The organism is Diaminobutyricibacter sp. McL0608 (genome assembly GCF_039613825.1).
Taxonomy (GTDB): Bacteria; Actinomycetota; Actinomycetes; order Actinomycetales; family Microbacteriaceae; genus Diaminobutyricibacter.
On the sequence record NZ_CP154826.1, the window covers coordinates 1,948,774 to 1,970,850 of the forward strand.

20 protein-coding genes and 1 tRNA gene are annotated in these 22,077 nt (G+C 66.0%); 17 read left to right on the forward strand and 4 right to left on the reverse strand.

The features are described from left to right. The first annotated feature begins 24 nt into the window (after positions 1 to 24). Positions 25 to 1,431: a hypothetical protein gene (locus tag AAYO93_RS09200; RefSeq protein WP_345764677.1), complete on the forward strand. Its 1,407-nt coding sequence runs from the start codon at positions 25 to 27 to the stop codon at positions 1,429 to 1,431. A gap of 16 nt (positions 1,432 to 1,447) precedes the next feature. On the opposite strand, the gene AAYO93_RS09205 is transcribed toward AAYO93_RS09200, so the two are convergent. Continuing rightward, positions 1,448 to 2,206, reverse strand: a complete 759-nt coding sequence (locus tag AAYO93_RS09205; RefSeq protein ID WP_345764678.1) for a hypothetical protein — start codon at positions 2,204 to 2,206, stop codon at positions 1,448 to 1,450. Positions 2,207 to 2,454: 248 nt separating this feature from the next. Here AAYO93_RS09205 and AAYO93_RS09210 point away from each other — a divergent pair, with 248 nt between their 5' ends. The 3 genes from AAYO93_RS09210 (at position 2,455) to AAYO93_RS09220 (ending at position 7,051) form a co-directional block, all read left to right on the forward strand. Next, on the forward strand, positions 2,455 to 3,450 hold the full coding sequence (locus AAYO93_RS09210; protein ID WP_345764679.1) for a hypothetical protein: 996 nt from the start codon (positions 2,455 to 2,457) through the stop codon (positions 3,448 to 3,450). A gap of 93 nt (positions 3,451 to 3,543) precedes the next feature. After that, complete coding sequence (locus tag AAYO93_RS09215; protein ID WP_345764680.1) at positions 3,544 to 5,688, forward strand: hypothetical protein; 2,145 nt, start codon at positions 3,544 to 3,546, stop codon at positions 5,686 to 5,688. Positions 5,689 to 6,064: 376 nt separating this feature from the next. Beyond that, entirely contained in the window at positions 6,065 to 7,051 is a 987-nt protein-coding gene (locus AAYO93_RS09220) for a hypothetical protein (RefSeq protein ID WP_345764681.1), read from the forward strand. A 2-nt stretch (positions 7,052 to 7,053) separates the two neighbouring features. On the opposite strand, the gene AAYO93_RS09225 is transcribed toward AAYO93_RS09220, so the two are convergent. Further along, positions 7,054 to 7,494 carry an HK97 family phage prohead protease gene (locus AAYO93_RS09225; protein ID WP_345764682.1) on the reverse strand — a complete coding sequence of 147 codons (441 nt, stop codon included), beginning with the start codon at positions 7,492 to 7,494 and terminating at the stop codon, positions 7,054 to 7,056. 32 nt (positions 7,495 to 7,526) lie between these two features. On the opposite strand from AAYO93_RS09225, the gene AAYO93_RS09230 reads away from it, so the two are divergent. Both AAYO93_RS09230 and AAYO93_RS09235 read left to right on the forward strand, forming a co-directional pair. Beyond that, the gene (locus tag AAYO93_RS09230) at positions 7,527 to 7,802 is read left to right on the forward strand and encodes a site-specific integrase (RefSeq protein ID WP_345764683.1); all 276 of its coding nucleotides are present in this window, start codon (positions 7,527 to 7,529) and stop codon (positions 7,800 to 7,802) included. After that, positions 7,799 to 7,924 (forward strand): hypothetical protein, encoded by a 126-nt coding sequence (locus tag AAYO93_RS09235; RefSeq protein ID WP_345764684.1) that lies wholly within the window; start codon positions 7,799 to 7,801, stop codon positions 7,922 to 7,924. Before AAYO93_RS09230 ends, AAYO93_RS09235 begins: the two co-directional genes overlap by 4 nt. A 52-nt stretch (positions 7,925 to 7,976) precedes the next feature. Here the strand turns inward: AAYO93_RS09235 and AAYO93_RS09240 are convergent. Continuing rightward, positions 7,977 to 8,059, reverse strand: a tRNA-Leu gene (locus tag AAYO93_RS09240). Between the two features lie 39 nt (positions 8,060 to 8,098). Between AAYO93_RS09240 and AAYO93_RS09245 the strand changes: the two genes are divergently transcribed. Beyond that, positions 8,099 to 8,704, forward strand: a complete 606-nt coding sequence (locus AAYO93_RS09245) for an ANTAR domain-containing response regulator (RefSeq protein ID WP_345764685.1) — start codon at positions 8,099 to 8,101, stop codon at positions 8,702 to 8,704. A 58-nt stretch (positions 8,705 to 8,762) separates the two neighbouring features. Here the strand turns inward: AAYO93_RS09245 and AAYO93_RS09250 are convergent, their stop codons facing one another. After that, on the reverse strand, positions 8,763 to 9,167 hold the full coding sequence (locus AAYO93_RS09250) for a hotdog fold thioesterase (RefSeq protein WP_345764686.1): 405 nt from the start codon (positions 9,165 to 9,167) through the stop codon (positions 8,763 to 8,765). Positions 9,168 to 9,221: 54 nt separating this feature from the next. On the opposite strand from AAYO93_RS09250, the gene polA reads away from it, so the two are divergent. From polA to AAYO93_RS09300, 10 genes are all read left to right on the forward strand, one after another. Continuing rightward, positions 9,222 to 11,888 carry a DNA polymerase I gene (gene polA / locus AAYO93_RS09255; protein WP_345764687.1) on the forward strand — a complete coding sequence of 889 codons (2,667 nt, stop codon included), beginning with the start codon at positions 9,222 to 9,224 and terminating at the stop codon, positions 11,886 to 11,888. 103 nt (positions 11,889 to 11,991) lie between these two features. Further along, a complete protein-coding gene (locus AAYO93_RS09260; RefSeq protein ID WP_345764688.1) occupies positions 11,992 to 13,665 on the forward strand; it encodes a DUF885 domain-containing protein in 1,674 nt (557 codons plus the stop codon). Position 13,666: 1 nt separating this feature from the next. Continuing rightward, on the forward strand, positions 13,667 to 14,326 hold the full coding sequence (locus AAYO93_RS09265; protein ID WP_345764689.1) for a DUF4166 domain-containing protein: 660 nt from the start codon (positions 13,667 to 13,669) through the stop codon (positions 14,324 to 14,326). Continuing rightward, the gene (locus tag AAYO93_RS09270; protein WP_345764690.1) at positions 14,323 to 15,306 is read left to right on the forward strand and encodes an epimerase; all 984 of its coding nucleotides are present in this window, start codon (positions 14,323 to 14,325) and stop codon (positions 15,304 to 15,306) included. Before AAYO93_RS09265 ends, AAYO93_RS09270 begins: the two co-directional genes overlap by 4 nt. Before the next feature lie 108 nt (positions 15,307 to 15,414). Beyond that, positions 15,415 to 16,869, forward strand: coding sequence for a 30S ribosomal protein S1 (rpsA, locus tag AAYO93_RS09275; RefSeq protein ID WP_345764691.1), 1,455 nt, complete (start codon positions 15,415 to 15,417; stop codon positions 16,867 to 16,869). A gap of 88 nt (positions 16,870 to 16,957) precedes the next feature. Beyond that, positions 16,958 to 17,557 (forward strand): dephospho-CoA kinase, encoded by a 600-nt coding sequence (coaE, locus tag AAYO93_RS09280; RefSeq protein WP_345764692.1) that lies wholly within the window; start codon positions 16,958 to 16,960, stop codon positions 17,555 to 17,557. Positions 17,558 to 17,636: 79 nt separating this feature from the next. Next, on the forward strand, positions 17,637 to 19,703 hold the full coding sequence (uvrB, locus tag AAYO93_RS09285; protein WP_345764693.1) for an excinuclease ABC subunit UvrB: 2,067 nt from the start codon (positions 17,637 to 17,639) through the stop codon (positions 19,701 to 19,703). An 88-nt stretch (positions 19,704 to 19,791) separates the two neighbouring features. Continuing rightward, positions 19,792 to 20,526 carry a DUF4129 domain-containing protein gene (locus AAYO93_RS09290; protein WP_345764694.1) on the forward strand — a complete coding sequence of 245 codons (735 nt, stop codon included), beginning with the start codon at positions 19,792 to 19,794 and terminating at the stop codon, positions 20,524 to 20,526. Beyond that, on the forward strand, positions 20,523 to 21,068 hold the full coding sequence (locus AAYO93_RS09295) for a hypothetical protein (protein ID WP_345764695.1): 546 nt from the start codon (positions 20,523 to 20,525) through the stop codon (positions 21,066 to 21,068). The genes AAYO93_RS09290 and AAYO93_RS09295 overlap by 4 nt, the downstream gene beginning before the upstream one ends. Then, on the forward strand, positions 21,058 to 22,077 hold the full coding sequence (locus tag AAYO93_RS09300; RefSeq protein WP_345764696.1) for an AAA family ATPase: 1,020 nt from the start codon (positions 21,058 to 21,060) through the stop codon (positions 22,075 to 22,077). The genes AAYO93_RS09295 and AAYO93_RS09300 overlap by 11 nt, the downstream gene beginning before the upstream one ends.

Here is a 22,077-nt window from a genome sequence, read left to right on the forward strand (position 1 = left end):
TGAAGAACGGGGAGCCACGAGACGATGACAGCGCCGACGGTCCACACCGGCCGGTTCGTGCCCGGCCGGATGCAGGAGTTCCGCGATTTCCTCGCGGCGCACGCCTCTGCATCCGTCGCCGTGCTCGCCGCCGTCTGCGCCATCGCGGCGTGGTGGCGCATCCCTGCGGTGGCGCGCAACACGCTCTGGGCGGAAGACGGAAGGAATTTCCTCCAGGATGCGGTCAACCACGGCCCCCTGACCTCGCTCACGATTCCGTACGCAGGCTATCTCCACACCATCCCGCGGCTGATCGCGGCCTTCACCGTCACCTTCGTTCCGGTTCCTCAATGGGCGGACGCGATGACGGCCGGCTCCTGCATCGTCGCCGGAATCCTGGCGGCAGTGGTCTTCGTCTGCACCCGGGATGTCGTCCCCTGGCTGCCGGGCCGAATGATGATCGCCGGTCTCACGGTTCTCGCGCCGCTCGCACCCCGCGAGGTGCTCGGCGACGCTGCGAATGTGCACTCGCTGGTGCTCTGGACGGTGTTGTGGATGCTCCTCTACACACCGCGGACGCGCGCGGGCTCGATCGTTCTCGGAGTCGTCGCGTTTCCGGGAGCCGCGACCGAGATCCAGTGCCTGCTGCTCCTCCCGCTCGCCCTCATCCGCTGGCGAGACCGGAGTCGGTGGCCGATGTTCGCGGGACTCGCGATCGGACTGGCGATGGAGTTGTTCGTCACTCTGTTCTGGCCGCGCCCGCCGTCCGGGCATCCACCGATCGAAACACTGTCCATCGCCTACGGCTACCTGATCAACGCCGTCACGCCGCTGGTGACTCCGCAGAACTCCATCGGACCGGTCCTGGTGAGCAGCGGACCGCTCGTCGGCATCGCCGTATTCGCCGCGGTCGCATGTGCGCTCGTCTACGTCATACTGCGGGGAACGTTCACGCAGCGCATCGCCGGCAGCGGGCTCGTCGCCGGCTCGATCGCGTTCTACACGATCGCGGTCGTCACCAATCCCAACTCGTTCTACGATTACGCGCGGTTCGACACCGACGAGCTCGCACAGGTGTGGCTCGCCCGGTACGGTGTCGTGCCGTCCATGATGCTGGCGGCGGTCGTCGTTCTCGCGATCTCGCTGGCAGTGTCGCGTGGTGTCACGGGGGCTGCGCGGGTGTCTGTCGGCGACCGCGCGACGTCGGCGACCCGTCGATGGCTCGGCGAACGTCGAAGGCTCGCGGGCGGGATCGCGCTCGGTGTCGTGGCGGCGCTGCTCCTCGTGCAGTTCATCCCCCAGGACACCCGACGCTCCTCAGGGCCGCAGTGGTCCGCTCAGGTGACCGCGGCTGCGCGAGCCTGCGAACGGCTCCCGGCCAGCTACGTCTTCCACCTGAGCGAAACCATCGACTGGCACGTCCGGTTGACCTGCCGCACTCTCGACGACTAGCCCGCGCGTACCCGCCTTAGCCGAGCGCCTTCAGATCCGCCTGCAGGGCGGCCTGATCGAAGCCCTCGAGGGACTTGCCTGCGGTGAGCATCTCCTTCGACAGGTACGCGATGCCCTCGTCCATGTAGGTCGCCAGGAAATCCGGATCCATCGGATGGAGCTTTCCCCAGGTGACGATCTGGAAGTGCGTCCCGTCGAAACCGACCAGCGGCACGTAATGACCGCCCTCGATCTTCGCGCCCGGCACAACCGACCACGGCTCCCCCTTGTTGAACTGGTCCATCGCCGAGTCCGGGAACTTGATGCCAAGGCCGACCGCGCCGAACAGGTAGCAGGCCTGCTTCACGTCATCCAGGTTTCCCACCCGGAGGGCGAGGTAGGCCGCGACCTTGTGCCGCTTGCCGTTCGCATCGATGACGCCGGTCTTGCGGCGATAGGACGCCGCAACCGACATGTCGGTTCCCTGGTCGCTGTTCGGGTCGTCGGGGTTGAATCCGGTGACCTTCGCATAATCCGAGAGGACGGACTGGTCGGTGAACGAATACGTGTGTTTCGCCTCATCGCCCCAGAGCATCGTCTCGTGAGCGGCGCCGGCCCACACGCAGTCGCCGAACTTGTCGTTGCCGAGCATCCCGATCGGTGTCGCCGCATAGAGTTCCTGGTGACCGAAGACCGGCGGGACCGGCGGGAGCTTCGTCTCGTCGAGGAATGCCGAGAAGGTGAACGAGACAGCACCTTCACGTGCGGGCAGTTTGCCCAGCTTCAAATCAGCCATTTGTCATGCTCCTTCGATTCGCGTCAGGCGGGCGCTCCGTCGCGCACACACGCGTCACGATCCCGATCGGGATTCAGCGAACACCGGTTGTTGCGGGCCTGCGTCGGCTGGGGCACCGCACCTGTTGCTCACGTCTTCGGCATCAGATGACGTCCCCATCCTGCCACTGCCAGACCGTATTCAGTGAGGAAATCTCGAAGAATGATGTTCGTGTCTACACAAGGGATCCGGGACAGTAGGATCCGAGCATGAGCGGTAAACGCGCCATCGTCGCGATCAGCGCCGACACCCGGCTCGCGTGGACCATCGGTGGGGCGCTCCTGATCGTCTCGCCGATCCTGTCCCTCGGCAGTCCGTCCATCGGCTCGCAGATACCCGGCGGGATCTTCATCGGACCGGTGTGCTTCGCTGCCGCCACAGTCCTCTTCGCCTTCGGCATCCGCGGCTCCGGAAGCGTGACCGCCCGGCGGCCGCTCGGGACGACCGCCGTGGTGTTCCTGGGACTCTGGACCCTGCTCACTGCAGTACTGCTCGGCCCGATCGTCTCGACGATCTATGCGGCCGGCCGGGGCGGGGTCGAATGGACGTTTGCGGTCGGCTACGCCAACGACCTCATCCAGTTCGTCGCCGCGCTCATCGCGGCGATCCAGATCGCGCGTGCAGGAGTGGTTCCGCGTCCATGGAACTGGGCGCCGACGTGGGCACTGGTCGCGATCACGGTCCCGTGGCTGGTTCTCCAGATCGTCGGATACTTCGGCGCGCCTGCCGTTGCTAATCTGGCTTTCGCGTTCTCGACGATCGACGGGCTCATCAACCTCGCAGCGACCCTCTTCCTCGGTGTAGTCGCGATCGTTCTCGCGCAGGTCGCGGCCGGGCCCGGCGCCCCCGGCTCCCGGGTCGGTACGACCGACGATGAGGGCCACGGGGACACGAACGCTCCAGGCAGTTCCGTCGGTCAGCGGAACCTCTCTGTCGTTCTCCTGCTGGCGTTCGGTGCGCTGACGGCGATCGGAGGTGTCATCGGTGCGCTGGCAGCGAAGGCGGCTGCCGATCACGCACTCTTCGCAGCATCCGGCCTGCGCACCCTGCCGGTCTACACGTACACGCAATTCACCCAGGCCGTGCCCTCCATCGCGCCCGAGCTTGCCGGCATGTGGGTCGGTAGCGTCGTCGCCGTGCTCGGGGTCGCCGTTCTCCTGGCAGGGGTCATCGTCGCAACCAGGAACCCGCCCCTGGCGTCGTAGCCGGACGAGTGGCGTTCCCAGCTCCTGTAGAATTCGTGTTCTACTCTTTTCTGGTCCGGTAGTCCGTCAGCACGCGAGAGCTTCATTCCTTCCATGACGTCCACGTCGAACCTCGAACTCGCGGCCCCCGCCGAGTCCCTTCCTGAGACGATGGAAGGACCGCACGGGCCGTCGCGCGGCGCTGCCCGGTTTCGCCGGGTCGCCGTCATCTGGGGCATCCCGCTTGTCCTCCTTGTCGCGTGCATGGCGTTCTACGTATCGCTCGAGGACCAGATCTACTTCTACGACCCGCGCGGGTTCCAGGAGATGGCGATGGGTGTCTCGCAGGCGCTCCGCGGGGGACCGCTGGCGTTCATCCATGAGTTGCTCGCAGCAAGCAGATCCGAGTATCCGCCGTACTGGTCTGTTCCCCTGACCGGGTTATCGCCCGCTCGCCTGAACGTTCGCATCGTCTACATCCTCGCGATGACGATCGTCGGGCTGGTGCCGGTCGTCATCCTCATCACGAAGATCGTCAGTCGCCTCTTCAGTGTGCGGGTCTCGATCCCGATCGTTCTGATCGTCGCCTTCAACCCCACCACCTTCCTCATCGCAGAGATCGGCGTTCCCGATCTCATCGGGTTCGCCTTCATCCTCGGCGCGATCTGGATACTCATCTCACGACCGATGAACAGGAGCACGCTCTTCTGGGCGCTCCTCACCGGATCGCTCTCGCTCCTCACCAAGAAGAACTTCCTCTTCGACCTCGTCATCGTGTTCGGGGTCTACCTGCTCGCCTATGTGGTCACTGCATTCATCGATCGCCAGGCGGCGACCCGGATGAAGGCGTTGTCACGCGAGCTCTTCAGCCTGCGCGTCATCCTCGCGGCGGTCGGTGTGGTGGTGGGCATCGCGGTCCTGACCCCGGGAACCCTCTCAGCGATCTTCTCGCGGGACAATTCCCTCTTCTACGCCAGCTACCAGAGCACGCTCAGCGATGTGCTCGCCACCGACCTCAAATATGCCGGCGGCGTCATCGCTCTGGCTGCTGCGATCGTCGGCCTGATAGCGCTCGTCATGCTCATCCGCTCGCCGAGGCCGGGTGTCCGCAGCCGGGCGATATTCGTCCTCGGGTTCGTCGCTGTCTCGGAATTCGTGTGGGCGTTCACTCAGCGTCAGGCCGGCCTGATCCACGAAGTGCACGTCTGGCCTCTCCTGACGTCCACCGGGTTCGTCGGGGTCTGCGTCTTCTTCACGAGAGGGCGCACCCGCCCCGTCCACATCGCTTCCGCCGCTGTGGTGCTTCTGACCTTCATCTACATGTTCGCCCCGGTCACCCCGCTCCTTGCTCCCGCTCGCGCTGCAGGCGCAGCTCTCCCTCCTGCCCTTCGCCCGACCGTGAGCTTCCCGTGGGTCCAGTCGAACATCCAGCAGCTCGAAGTTCTGGCGAAGACGGTCGACAGCGCGGCGAAGACCGGGGGCCCGATACTCGTGCCGGTCGGATCGAACGTGCTGAACAGCAGCATCCTGAGCGAGGTCTTCGCGCAACGACTGGCGACGGCCGCGCCCGACATCTTCCTGATGCCGCAGGTGGACCTGCAGGACGCACTGCCCTGGTCGACACTGATCGGCGATCAGGGCCGGACGGTGCTCGTATCGACCCGATGGACACCGGACCTCGCCAAAGGGCGCAACAACCTCATGAATGTCGACCGATTCCTCCAGTCGCCCGACGCGGCACGATGGATCACCTCGAGAACACCCGTCGACGCCGGGCAATCCTGGACCTTGACGGACCTGCAGCTCGTGCGGCTGCGCATTCCGCAATCGGATGCGATCGACTTCGCCCGGGCCATCCGCCCGTACCTGCCAGCCACGACAGGCCACGGGATCGAGGACCAGCTCGCACTGCTGACCGATGACGACCGGCGGTCACAGGGGCCGAACTCCTCGACGCCCACCTCGTGGTCGACGCTCGTCGGAGGCGGGACCGCACCCACACGCGTTCTGGTCAATCCTGCGACCACAACGAAAGTCGACCTCGGCACCCAGCCGGGGTGCGGACGACTCCAGTACAGCTGGACGGATATCTCGGCGCCGGCTGCAGCTCGTGCAGCGGGGGACGGGTCCATCGGCAGCGCATTGAAGCGCGGCGGCACTGTCACGGTTCCGAGCGGCGCGGAACCCTGGTCGTTCGTGCTCTCACTGAGCTACAGCGACCCGGGCCTGAGCGGCTGCGTCGTACAGCTCACGCCGTAGGACGAGTGCTGCGAGGCGAACCGTGTTCGCCGCAGGCATGCCGCTGATGAAGTGCCGGTGGTGGGACTCGAACCCAATTTGGCCCCTGTCGTGGCGGGCAACTTCCGCGTAATTCCGGGGATTTTGACCCTCTACGTACCCCTGTTTACGGTTGCGTACTCGCACGAATGTGGGTGATGTCCGATGTGGTGAGGGGGTCCATACGCTTATCTTGCAGGTTCCGATGCATCGCGCGCGCATAGGGGTGCCTGAATTTCTCCGGGGGTACCGGCTGACTACCGTGAAGAGTGTGCAGCGGTCGGTCATGCCGCGATCTTGACTCCCCCAGATCTGGGTTGGTCACCTGCTACATTCGGCACGTGAGTATGGGTGTGATGTGAACGATGTCAGGAGCCTCCGTTCTCCACTGACCGCCGATATGTTGCGTCCGCCAGGCGCCTCCACTTCGGTTCAGTTCGACGCCGCGCTCTCCGCGGATGACTATGGTCGGCTGAACAGTTGGTTTGCCCAGTACCCCGAAGTGAGACTAAGGGTTTACGGCTTCTGGACGACCGATCTTGGCTTCCTCGAGCACTTGACGAGTGTGCGCAACCTAGGTCTTGGCCTGTGGCTCCTCGAGTCCTACGACGGGATTCAAGCGTTGCCTCCCGAGATGGTTTCGCTTGGTCTGGGGGATACGAAAAAACGGCTTTCGGTTGCCGGACTGGAACGCTTTCGGAACCTTCGTGAACTCTGGGTGTCGAAGAACACCAAAGACATCGACGTGGTTTCCACTCTCACGTCGCTCGAAGACCTCACCCTGATGTCGATGAAACTGCCGGACCTGTCGATCGTGTCGAACCTCGTCAACCTCCGAGAATTCGAACTCGCACTTGGCGGAACTCAGAACCTGACCGGCCTCGAAACCCTCCCGAAGTTGTCGAAGCTTTACATCTGGAGAGTTCGCGGCCTAACCGATCTGTCGATCGTGAGCGAGCTCAAACACCTCGAACGGCTCACCATCTCTAACCTCCCGCACGTGGCCGCGATTCCGGACCTCTCGCGCTTAGATCAGCTGGAAGACGTCGCATTTGCTGCTCTTCCATTGGTGACAGCCATTCCGGACCTCTCGCGGCCGCCACACCTAAAAAGCTTCCACCTCGGAGACATGAGGGGCATAAAAGACCTTCGCCCGCTGCTGAGCGCCCCTGAGCTCGAGACGGTGAGCCTTATCGAGATGCAGCATCTGAAACCCGAAGACGTAGGCATATTGGCCGCGAATCCGACTCTCCGTTATGTTCGCGCTGGCCTTGGCTCGACTCGCAAGAACGAAGAAGCACGCCGACGTGTGGGGCTGCCCGAACCTCCCAGACCAACCACCTAGGGCTAGGTGTCGGCGGTGAGGATGCGCAGCCTGAGGGCGAGGGTCTGGGTTGCTGCCCGGTTCGTCGGTGCGCTCTTGATCGCCAGGATCTCGGTCGTCTGGTTCGCGCCGACCGGGACCAGGCTCACCTCGTACAGGCGTACCTGGCGGAGTTCGTTCGCCTTCTCCCCTCCCGCCACCTCCACGGGCCCCTGGTCGATGGTGTCGTAGGCGAACGACAGCTGGGACAGGCGGCGGGACTTCACCAGGCTGTAGACCTGCTCGGCGGCGGGCGCGTCATCGAACTTGCCGTGCACCAAAAGCCCGTGGTCGTCTTCGCTGAGGTCTACTGCTGCGGCCACGTTCATGTACGGGTCGGCGGCGTTGTGGCCGTAGAGGATCGGCACGGTGTTGCCGGATGATGCCCAGTCCTGGATGGTCTGGGCGAACGCGCCCTTTGCCACCACGTCCCCCGAAGAGCCATGAGGCCAGGTCCGTGCCGTACCCCGAGTTCCTTGCAGCTGCGATGGCTGCGCAGTGCGCCGGGAAGGGACCGAACGAACTGGTGTTCCCGAACCAGGAGGGCGGGTACATGCTCGCTCCCAACACCACCGTCGGATCACAGTCCTGGTACCTCACCGCCATCCGTGAAGCAGGCCTTCCCAAGCTGACGCTGCACGACCTGCGGCACACCGCCGCGAGCCTCGCGATCAGCGCTGGGGCGAACGTGAAGGCGGTGCAGCGCATGCTCGGCCACGCCTCCGCAGCATGACGTTGGACATCTACGCCGACCTGTTCGAAGACGACCTCGACGCCGTGGCCGAGCGCCTAAGCGAGGGTGCGACCGCAGCAAATGTGGGGTTTTTGTGGGGTTTTTCGCACCTGGCCAGTTGAGGCCCTGCCCGCATCCCGCGCGGTTACTGGGAAGTGGGCTGCCGCCCCGTTGTGCCGGTGGTGGGACTCGAACCCACACGCCCTCTCGGACAAAGCATTTTGAGTGCTCCGCGTCTGCCATTCCGCCACACCGGCGCACAACAACGCCACTCAGAATACCGTAGGCTTTTGCTCGTGACCGACCAAGAATCTGCCCCCATCGTCCCTCGCCGTGTGGTCGTAGCCGAGGACGAGTCGCTGATCCGCCTCGACATCGTCGAGATCCTCCGAGACAACGGCTTCGAGGTCGTGGGGGAGGCCGGTGACGGCGAGACGGCCGTCGCGCTGGCGACGGAGCTGCGTCCCGACCTGGTGATCATGGACGTCAAGATGCCTCAGCTCGACGGCATCTCGGCGGCCGAGCGCCTGTCCAAGGGTCACATCGCTCCGGTCGTGCTGCTCACGGCGTTCAGCCAGAAGGAACTTGTCGAGCGTGCGACGGAGGCCGGCGCGCTCGCGTACGTGGTCAAGCCGTTCACGCCGAACGACCTGCTGCCCGCCATCGAGATCGCGCTCGCGCGCTACGCCCAGATCATCGCGCTCGAGGCCGAGGTGTCCGACATGGTCGAGCGCTTCGAGACACGCAAGCTCGTCGATCGCGCCAAGGGCCTGCTCAACGAGAAGATGGGGCTCACGGAGCCCGAGGCGTTCCGCTGGATCCAGAAAGCATCCATGGACCGTCGCCTCACCATGCACGATGTCGCCCAGGCGATCATCGAGCAGCTCGCCGCCAAGAAGTAAGGGCTGCATCGAGCTCGCCGCGAACGCGTGCGGTGACGCAGAAACGGATGCGGGACGCTCAGAGGTCCTTGATCAGGTTCGTGATGCGAATGGTCGAGCAGCGTCGACCCTGATCGTCGGTGACCGCGATCTCGTGGGTGGTCAGCGTGCGCCCGAGGTGGATCGGCGTGCACACGCCCGTCACCCATCCGCTGGTCGCCGAACGGGTGTGTGTCGCATTGATCTCGATACCGACGGCGAGGCGATCCCTGCCCGCCCAGAGGTTCGCCGCAGTGGAGCCGAGGGACTCGCCGAGCACGACGTAGGCGCCTCCGTGCAGCAGGTCGGCGGGCTGGGTGTTGCCTTCGACGGGCATGCGTGCAACGGCGCGCTCCACGGTGAATTCGAGGATTTCGATGCCCATTTTCTCGGCTAGGGCACCGAGCCCGCGCTCCTTCACGTATGCGAGCGGATCCAGTGTCATGTCGCCCTTTCGTCGGCCGTCAGCAGTGTCGCAGGCGCCTTGTAGGCTGGCCTGGTGTCAGACTCCGAAAAGCCTACCCTCCTCATCATCGACGGCCATTCGCTGGCATTCCGGGCCTTCTACGCCCTCCCCGTCGACAGCTTCGTGAACCGCGAGGGCCAGCACACGAACGCCATCCACGGCTTCATCGCCATGCTGATCATGCTGCTCACGCGCGAGAACCCGAGCCACATCGCCGTCGCATTCGACATCTCGCGTTACTCGTTCCGCACGCGGGACTATCCGGAGTACAAGGGCACTCGCGGTGAGACGCCGCCCGAGTTCGGCGGCCAGATCCCGCTGCTCGAAGAGGCCCTCCACGCGATGAACATCACGACCATCTCGAAAGAGGACTTCGAGGCAGACGACATCCTTGCGACCCTCGCGAAGCAGGGGGCGACCGAGGGCTACCGCGTGCTCGTCGTCTCGGGCGACCGCGACACGATCCAGCTCGTCAACGACGACGTGACGCTGCTCTACCCGCAGGTGCGTGGCGTCTCAGAGCTGAAGGTCTACGACCGTGACGCCGTGATCGAGCGATACGGCATCGAACCGCACCAGTATCCCGAGATCGCTGCTCTCGTCGGCGAGACGAGCGACAACCTGACCGGAATCGACAAGGTCGGCGAGAAGACCGCCGTCAAATGGGTTCAGCAGTACGGAACCGTCGACGAGATCGTCGCGCACGCCGACGAGATCAAGGGCGTGGTCGGTGAGAAGCTCCGCGAGCAGAAAGAGAACGCGCTTCGCAACCGCCGCCTCAACAAGCTGATCGACGATGTCGAGCTGCCCGTCGGTCCCGGCGACCTCGAGCGGCGCCCGATCAACGAGCAGGCCGTCCGCGACATCTTCGGCCGGCTCCAGTTCAAAACGCTCCTCGAACGCCTCCTCAAGACGGCGGAGGCCGAAGGCCAGCTCGAAGGGTCCGTCGCCGACGGGGCGAGTTCGGCGGCGACCGCGATCCCGCCGGTCCGGACGATGATCGACGAAGAGCTGGCGTTGTGGCTTTCCCGCGCATCCGCCGACGCAAAGCCGGTCGGCGTGCAGGTCGAACGCGGCCACCTCGGCATCACCGGGTTCGGCCTGGCGACCCCTGACGACTCCGTGTATGTTCCGTGGGCGCCCGGTCGGCCCGACTACACCGCGCTCGAGGAGTGGCTCGCGAGCAGCGCGCCGAAGTACTTCTTCCACGCGAAGCCGCAGTTCAAGGCGCTGAGCCGCGCAGGGCTGATCGTCGATGGCCTCGCGTTCGACACCCGGCTGGCCGGCTGGCTGCTCAGGCCGGGTGGAGGGCCGCAGACACTCGCAGACCAGGTCTACGACGTGCTCGGCGAGTCGCTTCCGGAGTCCGACCCGAACCAGCTGGTGCCGCTCACTGAACCGGTCAGCGCCGCGACAGAGGCGTGGTACGTGCTGCGAATCGCCTCGGCACAGACCATCGCCATCGACGAAGGCTCGCGCCGCGTACTCGACGAGATCGAACTGCCGCTGGTCGCTGTCCTCGCCGAGATGGAGCTCACCGGTGTCACCGTGAACGCAGAGGTGCTCGCGCGACTCCGCGGAGAACTGACCGACAAGGCCAACGACTACGCCGCCCGCGCCTACGCCGAGATCGGCCACGAAGTGAACCTCGGTTCGCCGAAGCAGCTGCAGCAGGTTCTCTTCGACGAACTACAGATGCCCAAGACTCGCTCTACGAAGACCGGATACTCGACGGACGCCGCGTCGCTGGCCGACCTGCAGGAGCAGAACCCGCATCCCTTCCTCGGGCTGCTGCTGCAGCACCGTGACGCTTCGAAGCTGCGCCAGATCATCGAGACCCTCGAACGCGGTGTCGAGTCCGACGGGCGCATCCACACCACCTACGACCAGACCGGCACCACGACCGGTCGCATCTCGTCGAACGACCCGAACCTCCAGAACATCCCGGTCCGCACCGAAGAAGGCCGCGAGATCCGTTCCGCCTTCGAACACGGCGAAGGCTTCGAGACGCTGCTCACTGCCGACTATTCGCAGATCGAGATGCGCATCATGGCGCACCTCTCCGAAGATGCCGGCCTGATCGAGGCGTTCCAGTCGGGCGAAGACCTCCACCGCTTCGTCGGCGCCCGCATCTTCGGTGTCACGCCCGCCGAGGTGACGCCCGCCATGCGAACAAAGGTCAAGGCGATGTCCTACGGCCTCGCCTACGGGCTGAGCGCATTCGGCCTCTCGAAGCAACTGCGCATCGAGACGGCAGAGGCCCGGCAGCTCATGACGGACTACTTCACGCGGTTCGGCGCCGTGCGCGACTACCTGCGCAACGTCGTCGAGCAGGCGCGCGTCGACGGCTACACCGAGACGATCTTCGGCCGTCGCCGCCCCTTCGCCGACCTCACGAGCACCAATCGCGTGCTGCGCGACAACGCCGAGCGAGCAGCACTGAACGCACCGATCCAGGGGTCGGCCGCCGACATCCTCAAAATCGCGATGCTCAACATCTCGGCCGACCTCATCGACCAGAAACTCAACTCGCGCATGCTGCTGCAGGTGCACGACGAACTGATCTTCGAAGTCGCGCAGGGGGAGTGGGACGCACTGGAGGCGATCGTCCGCAACCGCATGGCCACGGCCGCCGAGCTGCGCGTCCCGCTCGACGTCCAGGTCGGTCGCGGCGCGAACTGGGACGACGCGGCGCACTGATCGCGGCGCCTCCTGTCGAGCACAGGAGAAGACATCCGAAAAGTCGCCTGAGGGATGCTTTTTCCTGTGCTCGACACACCGGGCCGCCTTATAGGGTCGGAGTATGACGAACGCAGAGAAGCGAACTCCCACTCCCATCGACACGATCGCTGAAGAGTGGGTCGACACCCAACTGGAATTGTTCCCCGAGTACCACGTCTACCTCGGCCGACCCGGCCGTGAAGGCGAGTACGCCGACTACTCGCCCGCCGGAGCCGAGCGCGCGAGCGAAGCTGCGAAACGCACGCTCGCCGCCATCCGGGCAGCCGACCCGGTCGACGACATCGACCGGGTCACCAAGATGGACCTGGCCCGCGAACTGGAACTCGACATCGAGAAGCACGACGCCGGTTTCGACCAGCGCGACCTCAACGTCATCGCATCGCCCGCGCAGGGACTCCGCGAGATCTTCGACCTGGTTCCGACCGACAGCGAACAGGACTGGGTGAACATCTCCAAGCGCCTGAACAACCTCCCCGCAGCGATGGACGGCTACATCGAGACGCTGCGCTCCGGAATCGCCAACGGCAACGTCGCCGCCATCCGCCAGGTCCGTGAAGTCGCCGCCCAGGTCGGCAAGCAGACTGCGGCCAACGGCTTCTTCTTCGAGTTCACCGACGGTGCGAAGCCCGCCGAAGGCGCGCTTCCCGCATCTCTCGCCGCCGACCTGGCCGAGGGCGCGCGCGCATCCGCTGAGGCATACGGCAAACTGCAGTCGTTCCTCACCGACGAGGTCGCGCAGCACGCCCCCGAGAAAGACGCCGTCGGCCGCGAGCACTACGCCCTTGCTTCGCGCTACTTCCTCGGAGCGACCGTCGACCTCGACGAGACGTACGAGTGGGGGATCGAAGAGCTCGCGCGGATGGTCGCCGAGCAGGAGTCGATCGCCCGCGAGATCAAGCCGGGGGCATCCGTGCGAGAGGCGATCGAGTTCCTCGACCAGGACGCCAGCCGAAAGCTGCACGGAACGGATGCACTCCAGAAATGGATGCAGGCGACCAGCGACCGCGCGATCGAAGAACTCGGGAAGTCGCACTTCGACATCCCCACCGAGATCCGCCGCCTCGAATGCATGATCGCGCCGACCCAGGAAGGCGGCATCTACTACACCTCGCCGACCGACGACTTCTCGCGGGCGGGCCGGATGTGGTGGAGTGTTCCCGAAGGGGTGACCGAGTTCGACACCTGGCGTGAACTCACGACGGTCTACCATGAGGGCGTCCCGGGCCACCACCTGCAGATCGCCCAGGCCGTGTACAACAAGGCGCAGTTGAACACCTGGCGTCGCAACGCCGGGACCTCCGGTCATGCCGAAGGCTGGGCTCTCTACGCTGAACGGCTCATGGAACAGCTCGGCTACCTCGACGACCCGGCCGACCGGCTCGGGATGCTCGACGGCCAGCGGATGCGCGCAGCCCGCGTCGTACTCGACATCGGTGTGCACCTGGAGAAGCGGCTGCCCGACGGCTCGGGTCCGTGGACCGGCGACTACGCCTTCGGCTTCCTGGGCGACAACGTCAACATGAACGAAGGCTTCGTCCGCTTCGAAGTGAACCGGTATCTCGGCTGGCCCGGCCAGGCTCCGTCCTACAAGATCGGACAGCGGATCTGGGAGCAGCTGCGGGACGAGTACGCCCGCCGTGAAGGGGCGGCGTTCGACATCAAGGCGTTCCACAAGAAGGCGCTCGACATCGGCGGTGTCGGCCTCGACACCCTCAAGTCCGCGCTGCTCGACTGAGGTGACGGCCGGGCCACAGGCGCAGCGGTCGCCATACCAGGCGATCCTCGGTGACGATCTTGCCGGCCTGCATCCTCGGCTGCAGGCTTACTTCCGTGCCATCCCGGCCGGCCACCACGGCTTCGGGCGGGGCGTGTTCGACAGTGTCGGAACGCCCCGCCGCTGGCTGTGGCCCGCTCTCGCGCTCCTGTCGCCTGCAGGCGTCGTCTTCCCGGTCTGGCAGCATGATGTGCCATTCACGGTTGTCAACCGCCCGGCCGGCGACGGTGTGCGCCACGCTGTCGCGGCCGACCGATCCTTCGCCTTGCACACGGGCCGTCGCCACATGCGCGACCAGATCTCGGCCGATGATTCCGGCCTGCGCGATCGCCTCGGGTCCCCGCCGCGGCTCGACACCGCCTTCCAGGCTTCGGTCGTCGGGGGCGCGCTCCGTCTCCGGTCGACGGGCGTAGCGCTCGTCTTCGGGACCCTGAGGATCCCGTTTCCGAGGTTCGTCGCGCCGGTCGTCGAGCTCACCGAGAGCTTCGACGACACGGTCGGCAGCCAGCGCGTCTCACTCACGGTCCGGGCGCCGCTCATCGGTACGATCTACCAGTACGCCGGCAGCTTCGAATACGAGGTCCGGCCGGGGGAGCCTGCGGGCGGGGGGAGTGAGGCGTGACCGAACGCATCGTCATCGCGGGAGCGTCCGGCTTCATCGGCCGGTATCTGGCGAATGCGTTCCGCGCCGACGGCGCACAGGTCACCCTGATCGGTCGCTCCGGCCCCGACGCCTCCTGGGGCGACACGCCGGCCATCACCGACCTCCTCGACGGCGTCGACCTGCTGGTGAATCTCGCGGGCAAGAGTGTGAACTGTCGCTACGGCCCCGCGAACCGGGCGGAGATCCTCCGTTCGCGGGTGGATACGACACGCGAGTTGGCGGATGCTGTGGCCGGGTGCGATCATCCACCGGCCCTGTGGGTCAACGCGTCGACGGCGACCATCTACCGGCATGCCGAGGACCGCCCGATGACCGAGTCGACCGGCGAGCTCGGCTCCGGGTTCTCGGTGGGCGTGGCAACGGCGTGGGAACACGAGTTCTTCGCGGCGGATGCGCCCGCCACGCGCCGGGTCGCCCTCCGCATGGCGATCGTGCTGGGCGATGGTAGCGCGCTGCACCCGCTGATCCGGCTCGCACGGTTCGGCCTCGGCGGACCGCAGCTGGACGGGCGGTGGTTCTCAACGCGGGCGCGCCGGGCTGCCGGGACGTTCCACGAATTCCGTGCCCGCGGAGGACGCCAGAAGTTCAGCTGGATCCACGTCCGCGACGTCTACGGCATCCTCCGGTTCCTGCAGGCCACGCCCGATCTCGACGGCGTCGTCAACGCCGCGTCGCCGCATCCGACCGACAACCGCACCTTCATGGCGACGCTTCGCCGCGTACTCGGAATACGCGCGGGCCTTCCGGCGTTCCGGTGGATGCTGGAGGTCGGCTCGGCGATCATCCGAACCGAGACTGAACTGGTGCTGAAGAGTCGCTGGGTGGTCCCCGAGCGGCTGACCGAAGCCGGTTACGGGTTCACCTACCCCGATCTTGAGCCCGCGCTGCGGGAGATCGTCGGATCGCGCAGGTTGCCGGAGACCGTCGCAGCCAGCTAAGCTGGACTGTCACCTTCGTGACGTCCTATCCGCCTGCCTTTCGCGGAATCAAATACAGCACTACCCCGCGAACGGCCTGAACTATGTCCATACTGGAGCACTTACTACATGACAATCGCAACGACCGACAAGGCGCCGAAGCAGGTCGCCGTCAATGACATCGGATCTGCTGAAGACTTTCTCGCCGCGGTCGAAAAGACGCTGAAGTTCTTCAACGACGGAGACCTCATCGAGGGTACCGTCGTCAAGATCGACCGCGACGAGGTCCTCCTCGACGTCGGCTACAAGACCGAGGGTGTCATCCCCTCCCGCGAACTTTCCATCAAGCACGATGTGGACCCCAGCGAGGTCGTCCAGGTCGGCGACACCGTCGAGGCACTCGTTCTCCAGAAGGAGGACAAGGAAGGCCGCCTCATCCTGTCCAAGAAGCGTGCTCAGTACGAGCGCGCGTGGGGCGACGTCGAGAAGATCAAGGATGCCGACGGAGTCGTCACCGGCACGGTCATCGAGGTCGTCAAGGGCGGTCTCATCGTCGACATCGGCCTCCGCGGCTTCCTCCCGGCTTCGCTCATCGAGCTGCGTCGCGTCCGCGACCTCACGCCGTACCTCGGCCAGGAGATCGAGGCGAAGATCCTCGAGCTCGACAAGAACCGCAACAACGTCGTCCTGTCGCGCCGCGCTCTGCTCGAGCAGACGCAGTCCGAGAGCCGCACCACCTTCCTGAACAACCTCCAGAAGGGCCAGGTCCGCAAGGGCGTCGTCTCGTCGATCGTCAACTTCGGTGCGTTCGTCGACCTCGGCGGCGTCGACGGCCTCGTCCACGTCTCCGAGCTCTCGTGGAAGCACATCGAGCACGCCTCGGAGGTCGTCGAGGTCGGCCAGGAAGTCACCGTCGAGATCCTCGAGGTCGACCTGGACCGCGAGCGTGTCTCGCTGTCGCTCAAGGCGACTCAGGAAGACCCGTGGCAGGTCTTCGCCCGCACCCACGCCATCGGCCAGGTCGCACCGGGCAAGGTCACCAAGCTCGTTCCCTTCGGTGCGTTCGTGCGCGTCGCAGATGGCATCGAGGGCCTCGTGCACATCTCGGAGCTGTCGGGCAAGCACGTCGAGCTCGCCGAGCAGGTCGTGTCGGTCGGCGACGAGGTCTTCGTCAAGGTCATCGACATCGACCTGGAGCGTCGCCGCATCTCGCTTTCGCTGAAGCAGGCGAACGAGGGCGTGGACCCCGAGGGCACCGAGTTCGACCCGGCGCTGTACGGCATGCTCACGGAGTACGACGAGCAGGGCAACTACAAGTACCCGGAGGGCTTCGACCCGGAGACGAACGAATGGCGCGAAGGCTTCGAGGCCCAGCGCGAGAAGTGGGAGCAGGAATACGCTGCAGCCCAGGCTCGCTGGGAGGCCCACAAGAAGCAGGTCGCCAAGGGTCTCGAAGAGGCCGCTGTCGAAGGCGCTGCCGCTGCCGGCGGTTCGACGTTCTCCACCGAGTCCTCCTCGGTCGGCACGCTTGCCGACGACGAGTCGCTTGCGGCTCTGCGCGAGAAGCTCTCGAGCAACTCCTAAGCAGTACATCACCGGAACGGCCGGGTCCTTCGGGGCCTGGCCGTTCCGGCGTTCAGGCGCGGGGGCTCATCGGCCCTAGCATGGAGTCGTGCAGCTGATTGGCCTCACCGGCGGGATCGCGTCCGGAAAATCGACCGTAGCCCGGCGCCTGGCGGAACACGGCGCCGTTGCGGTGGATGCGGACCAGATCGCCCGCGAAGTCGTCGAGCCGGGCACGCCCGCTCTCGCGCAGATCGCGGAGACGTTCGGCGATGGCGTGCTCAATGCCGACGGCAGCCTCAACCGTGCTGCTCTCGGTGCGATCGTCTTCAGCGACGAGGCCTCGAGGCTTCAGCTGAACGCCATCACGCATCCCGCCGTCCTTCGCACGTCGACGGAGCGTTTCGAGGCTGCGCGACGGGCCGATCCGGATGCCGTGATCGTCTACGACGTCCCGCTGCTGGTGGAGTCCGCGAACGCCTACCCGTTCGATCTCGTCGTCGTCGCTCACGCGGACGCCGAGACGCGAATCCGCCGTCTCGTCGAACTGCGGGGGATGGATGCTGGTGACGCGACCCGGCGCATCCGCTCCCAGGCGTCCGACGAGGAGCGTCTCGCCGTCGCCGACGTCGTCATCGACACCGACGGCACCCTCGCGCACACGCTGGAGCAGGCGGATGCGTTGTGGGACCGGCTCACTGCGACCTGAGCCCGGCAGGATGCGCGAAGCGCTTTCGCCGTGAGCGCACACCGGTCGCGATGTCGGCGGCCCTCCCTAGACTTGAGGGATGGAAACAACTCGCGCTGTCCGCCCGTTCGAGGTCATCAGCGAGTACACGCCGAGCGGTGACCAGCCGCAGGCGATCGCCGAACTCACCGCGCGCATCAACGCCGGCGAGACCGACGTCGTGCTGCTCGGTGCGACCGGTACGGGCAAGTCCGCCACGACGGCCTGGCTGATCGAGGCCGTGCAGCGCCCGACCCTCGTGCTCGCGCACAACAAGACCCTCGCCGCCCAGCTCGCCAACGAGTTCCGCGAACTGCTCCCGAACAACGCGGTCGAATACTTCGTCTCGTACTACGACTACTACCAGCCCGAGGCCTACGTCCCCCAGACGGACACCTTCATCGAGAAGGACTCGTCGATCAACGCCGAGGTGGAGCGACTGCGCCACTCGACCACGAACTCCCTCCTCAGCCGGCGTGACGTCATCGTCGTCTCGACCGTGTCCTGCATCTACGGGTTGGGCGCGGCGGAGGAGTATCTGGGCGCCATGGCGGCGCTCCAGGTCGGCGACAATGTCGGGCGCGACGCCCTGATCCGAAAGTTCGTCGGAATGCAGTACGAGCGCAATGACGTCGACTTCTCCCGCGGCAAGTTCCGGGTTCGCGGCGACACCATCGAGATCATCCCGGTGTATGAAGAGCATGCCGTGCGCATCGAGCTCTTCGGTGACGAGATCGAGGCACTGTATGCGCTGCATCCGCTGACCGGCGAGATCATCAACCGCATGGATGCCGTGTCGGTGTTTCCGGCGACCCACTACGCTGCCAGCCCGGCGACCATGCAGCGCGCCATCGGCACGATCCAGACCGAACTCCATGACCGCCTGGTCGAACTCGAGCGTGAAGGCAAGCTGCTCGAGGCCCAGCGGCTGCGCATGCGTACCAGTTTCGACATCGAGATGATGGAGCAGATCGGCTTCTGCTCCGGCATCGAGAACTATTCACGTCACATCGACGGCCGCCAGCCCGGAGAGGCCCCCAACTGCCTCCTCGACTATTTCCCTGACGATTTCCTCGTCGTCATCGACGAGTCGCACGTCACGGTCCCGCAGATCGGCGCGATGTACGAGGGCGACTCGTCCCGCAAGCGGACACTCGTGGAGCACGGGTTCCGGCTTCCGAGCGCGCTCGACAACCGCCCGCTCAAATGGAATGAGTTCAAGGAACGCGTCGGCCAGACGGTCTACCTCTCGGCGACGCCGGGCCGATACGAGATGGGGATCGCCGACGGCATCGTCGAGCAGATCATCCGTCCCACCGGGCTCATCGATCCGGAGATCGTGGTGAAGCCGACCAAGGGGCAGATCGACGACCTCCTCGAGGAGATCCGGCTTCGCGCCGAACGCAACGAGCGTGTGCTCGTGACGACGCTGACCAAGAAGATGGCAGAGGAGCTCACCGACTTCCTCGCCGAGGCCGGCGTGCGCGTCCGCTACCTGCACTCCGACGTCGACACCCTGCGCCGGGTCGAACTCCTGACCGAGCTGCGCGCCGGCGTCTACGACGTCCTCGTGGGCATCAACCTCCTGCGCGAGGGTCTCGACCTTCCCGAGGTATCCCTCGTGGCGATTCTCGATGCCGACAAAGAGGGCTTCCTGCGCTCATCCACGTCTCTCATCCAGACGATCGGTCGCGCGGCCCGAAACGTGTCCGGCCAGGTGCATATGTACGCCGACGTTCTCACCGACTCGATGAAGCAGGCGATCGAAGAGACGACCCGCCGGCGCGAGAGGCAGGTCGAATACAACACGGCGAACGGCATCGACCCGACACCGCTGCGTAAGCGGATCGCCGACATCACCGACGTGCTGGCTCGCGAGGAGGCGGACACAGCCGCCATGCTCGCCGGGCGCGAGCAGCGGAGGAAGAGCCCCGTGCCGAACCTGCGTCGCGAGGGTATCGCGGCAGCCGGCGCGAATGAACTCGAGTCGCTGATCGCCGACCTCAACGAGCAGATGCTGCAAGCGGCCGGTGAGCTCAAGTTCGAATTGGCGGCGCGGCTGCGCGACGAACTCTCCGACCTCAAACACGACCTGCGTCAGATGGAGAAAGCGGGACATCTGGGTTGATCCACGCGGCGGCTGTACGGTGAACGAATGAGCATCGTGGCCGGGTCGGCAGGGACGACCGGCGATCCAGGCAAGTGAGGCGACACGGATGAAGCAGCGGACCGTGCTCGCCCTGTGCGTCGTGCTCGGCATCACACTCGTGGGCGGAATCCTTCTTCAGGGACCGGCGACGTTCACCGGAATCCGCTGGGTCCCCGAATTCACACAGCCCACCGTTTCGCCGCAACCGGGCCCGGAACACACAGCCGGCACCGACACCCAGCACAGTTCGCTTCCGAAGCCGTTCGTCATCGACGGGACCCCGCTCTTGTGGCTCGCGATCGCGGCGCTGCTCGTCCTGGCCGGACTGCTGCTCGGGCGGATGCTCCGCAGGCGCCAGGCACTCGGACAGCCCCTCGACAGCGCCCGGCTGCTCGACGCAGGAGCCGTGTCGGAGCAGGAGCCGCCGTCCGCACCCGACGCGCCGGCGCTCCAGCGCGGCTTCGACCGCGCACTGTCGACACTCGACGAGAACCGGATACCCCGCGATGCCATCGAGCGCGCCTGGCTCGGTCTCCAGGAGGCTGCGGAGGAGTCCGGTGTCCAGCGACGCGCTGCCGAGACGCCCGCGGAGTTCACGCAGCGGGTACTGGCACGTGTGCACGCAGACGACGACGCGGCACGTACCCTGCTCACCCTCTACCTCCGCGTCCGGTTCGGCGACACTCCTGTCACCGACCTCGACATAGCGGTCGCCCGCAGATCGCTCGAGCGGCTGGCCGCATCGTGGGGAGACGCACCCGGCGCCGACCATCCACTCGGGGCGGAAGGTGGCGCCTCGTGACCGACGAGAGGCCCCGCCGCCTGCTCCTCCGGTCACCCCTCCGCGGCCGTCTGATCATCTGTGTCACGCTCGGAGCCGGGGTCGGACTGATCGCCTGGTACTTCGGCATGGACGTCGCACATGCGATCGCCCTCGGGCTCGTGGTCGCCGCCGTCGCCGCTGTTCTCGGTGCCGTTCCCGACCATCGTCCCGCTGACTGGACGCGCGAGCGCGAGCCGGCCGAAAGCGGAATCCGCCGCGACGTCAGCCATCTCTCGTGGTCCCTCCACTCGAGGTCGGGCGTCATCGCTGCCTCCGCCCACCGACGGCTCCGCGACCTCGCGAGGACCACGCTCGCCCGACACGATCTCGACCTCGACGAGAACGCCGACGCCGCAGCGATCGAGCGCGCACTCGGACCCGAAGCCTGGGAGGCGGTCCGGCCGGGCGAGCGCGGGCTTCCCCGTCTCACCGGCGTCGAGGCGACGCTCGATGCGCTGGCCCGGCTCGACCTGAAGACGCCCGTACCGGAATCGTCACCGAGGAGCACAGATGATCGCTGACCCCGCAACGACCGAGCTGCCGCAGCCGCTGACCGTACGGGAGGTGGCGACGCTGGCCGAAGCGATCCTCGATCGGGTGTCCACGGTCGTGGTCGGAATGCGCGAGCCACTCGAGCTCGCCCTGGCGACCATCCTCGCCGGCGGCCACGTGCTGTTCGAAGATGTGCCCGGCCTGGGCAAGACGCTGGCGGCCCGGAGCCTCGCCACGGCGATCGGGCTCCAATTCCGGCGGCTCCAGTGCACCCCAGATCTCCTCCCGGCCGACATCACGGGATCGTTCGTCTACGCGCCGGCGGAGGCCGATTTCGTCTTCCGTCCCGGCCCTGTCTTCACGGGTCTGTTCCTGGCCGACGAGATCAACCGCACCTCTCCGAAGACGCAGTCCGCGCTGCTCGAGGCCATGGCGGAAGGGCAGGTGACCGTCGAGGGCCACAGCTTCCCGCTGCCCGTTCCCTTCCATGTGATCGCCACCTCGAATCCGATCGAATACGAGGGAACGTACGCACTCCCGGAAGCGCAACTCGACCGTTTCATGGTGCGTCTCGCGGTCGGCTATCCCGATGCGCACGGCGAGAGCCGGGTCCTCCTCGCGCGGATCGCGCGGCACCAGGAGCGCGCGACAATCGACCCGGTCGTGAGTGCCGACACGCTGCGTGCGATGCAGGCAGGCGTCGAGCATGTGGATGTCGACCCGGACATCGCCGCGTACTGTGTCGCCCTTGCGGCCGCGACACGGCGCCACCGCTCCGTCCAGGTCGGCGCGTCGCCTCGCGGATCGCAGAGCCTGCTGCTGGTGGCACGGGCGAAAGCGGTGATGGACGGCCGCGATTTCGTCATCCCGGACGACGTCAAGGCTGTCGCCGTTCCCGTTCTCGCCCACCGGCTCTCGTTGACCGTCCAGGCCTGGACCGGGGGAGTGCAGGCGACGCAGATCGTGACGGAACTCGTCAACACCGTTGCGGGGCCGCCGGTCGTCGGCACCCGTTCCCCGGGAACGCTGCCGGACTGA

What these genes read in the sequence shown, in the direction of transcription:
- AAYO93_RS09200 (WP_345764677.1), top strand. Translation starts at nt 25, where the DNA reads ATGACAGCGCCGACGGTCCACACCGGCCGGTTCGTGCCCGGCCGGATG.
- AAYO93_RS09205 (WP_345764678.1), bottom strand. Translation starts at nt 2,206, where the DNA reads ATGGCTGATTTGAAGCTGGGCAAACTGCCCGCACGTGAAGGTGCTGTC.
- AAYO93_RS09210 (WP_345764679.1), top strand. Translation starts at nt 2,455, where the DNA reads ATGAGCGGTAAACGCGCCATCGTCGCGATCAGCGCCGACACCCGGCTC.
- AAYO93_RS09215 (WP_345764680.1), top strand. Translation starts at nt 3,544, where the DNA reads ATGACGTCCACGTCGAACCTCGAACTCGCGGCCCCCGCCGAGTCCCTT.
- AAYO93_RS09235 (WP_345764684.1), top strand. Translation starts at nt 7,799, where the DNA reads ATGACGTTGGACATCTACGCCGACCTGTTCGAAGACGACCTCGACGCC.
- AAYO93_RS09250 (WP_345764686.1), bottom strand. Translation starts at nt 9,167, where the DNA reads ATGACACTGGATCCGCTCGCATACGTGAAGGAGCGCGGGCTCGGTGCC.
- AAYO93_RS09260 (WP_345764688.1), top strand. Translation starts at nt 11,992, where the DNA reads ATGACGAACGCAGAGAAGCGAACTCCCACTCCCATCGACACGATCGCT.
- rpsA (WP_345764691.1), top strand. Translation starts at nt 15,415, where the DNA reads ATGACAATCGCAACGACCGACAAGGCGCCGAAGCAGGTCGCCGTCAAT.
- uvrB (WP_345764693.1), top strand. Translation starts at nt 17,637, where the DNA reads ATGGAAACAACTCGCGCTGTCCGCCCGTTCGAGGTCATCAGCGAGTAC.
- AAYO93_RS09290 (WP_345764694.1), top strand. Translation starts at nt 19,792, where the DNA reads ATGAAGCAGCGGACCGTGCTCGCCCTGTGCGTCGTGCTCGGCATCACA.
- AAYO93_RS09300 (WP_345764696.1), top strand. Translation starts at nt 21,058, where the DNA reads ATGATCGCTGACCCCGCAACGACCGAGCTGCCGCAGCCGCTGACCGTA.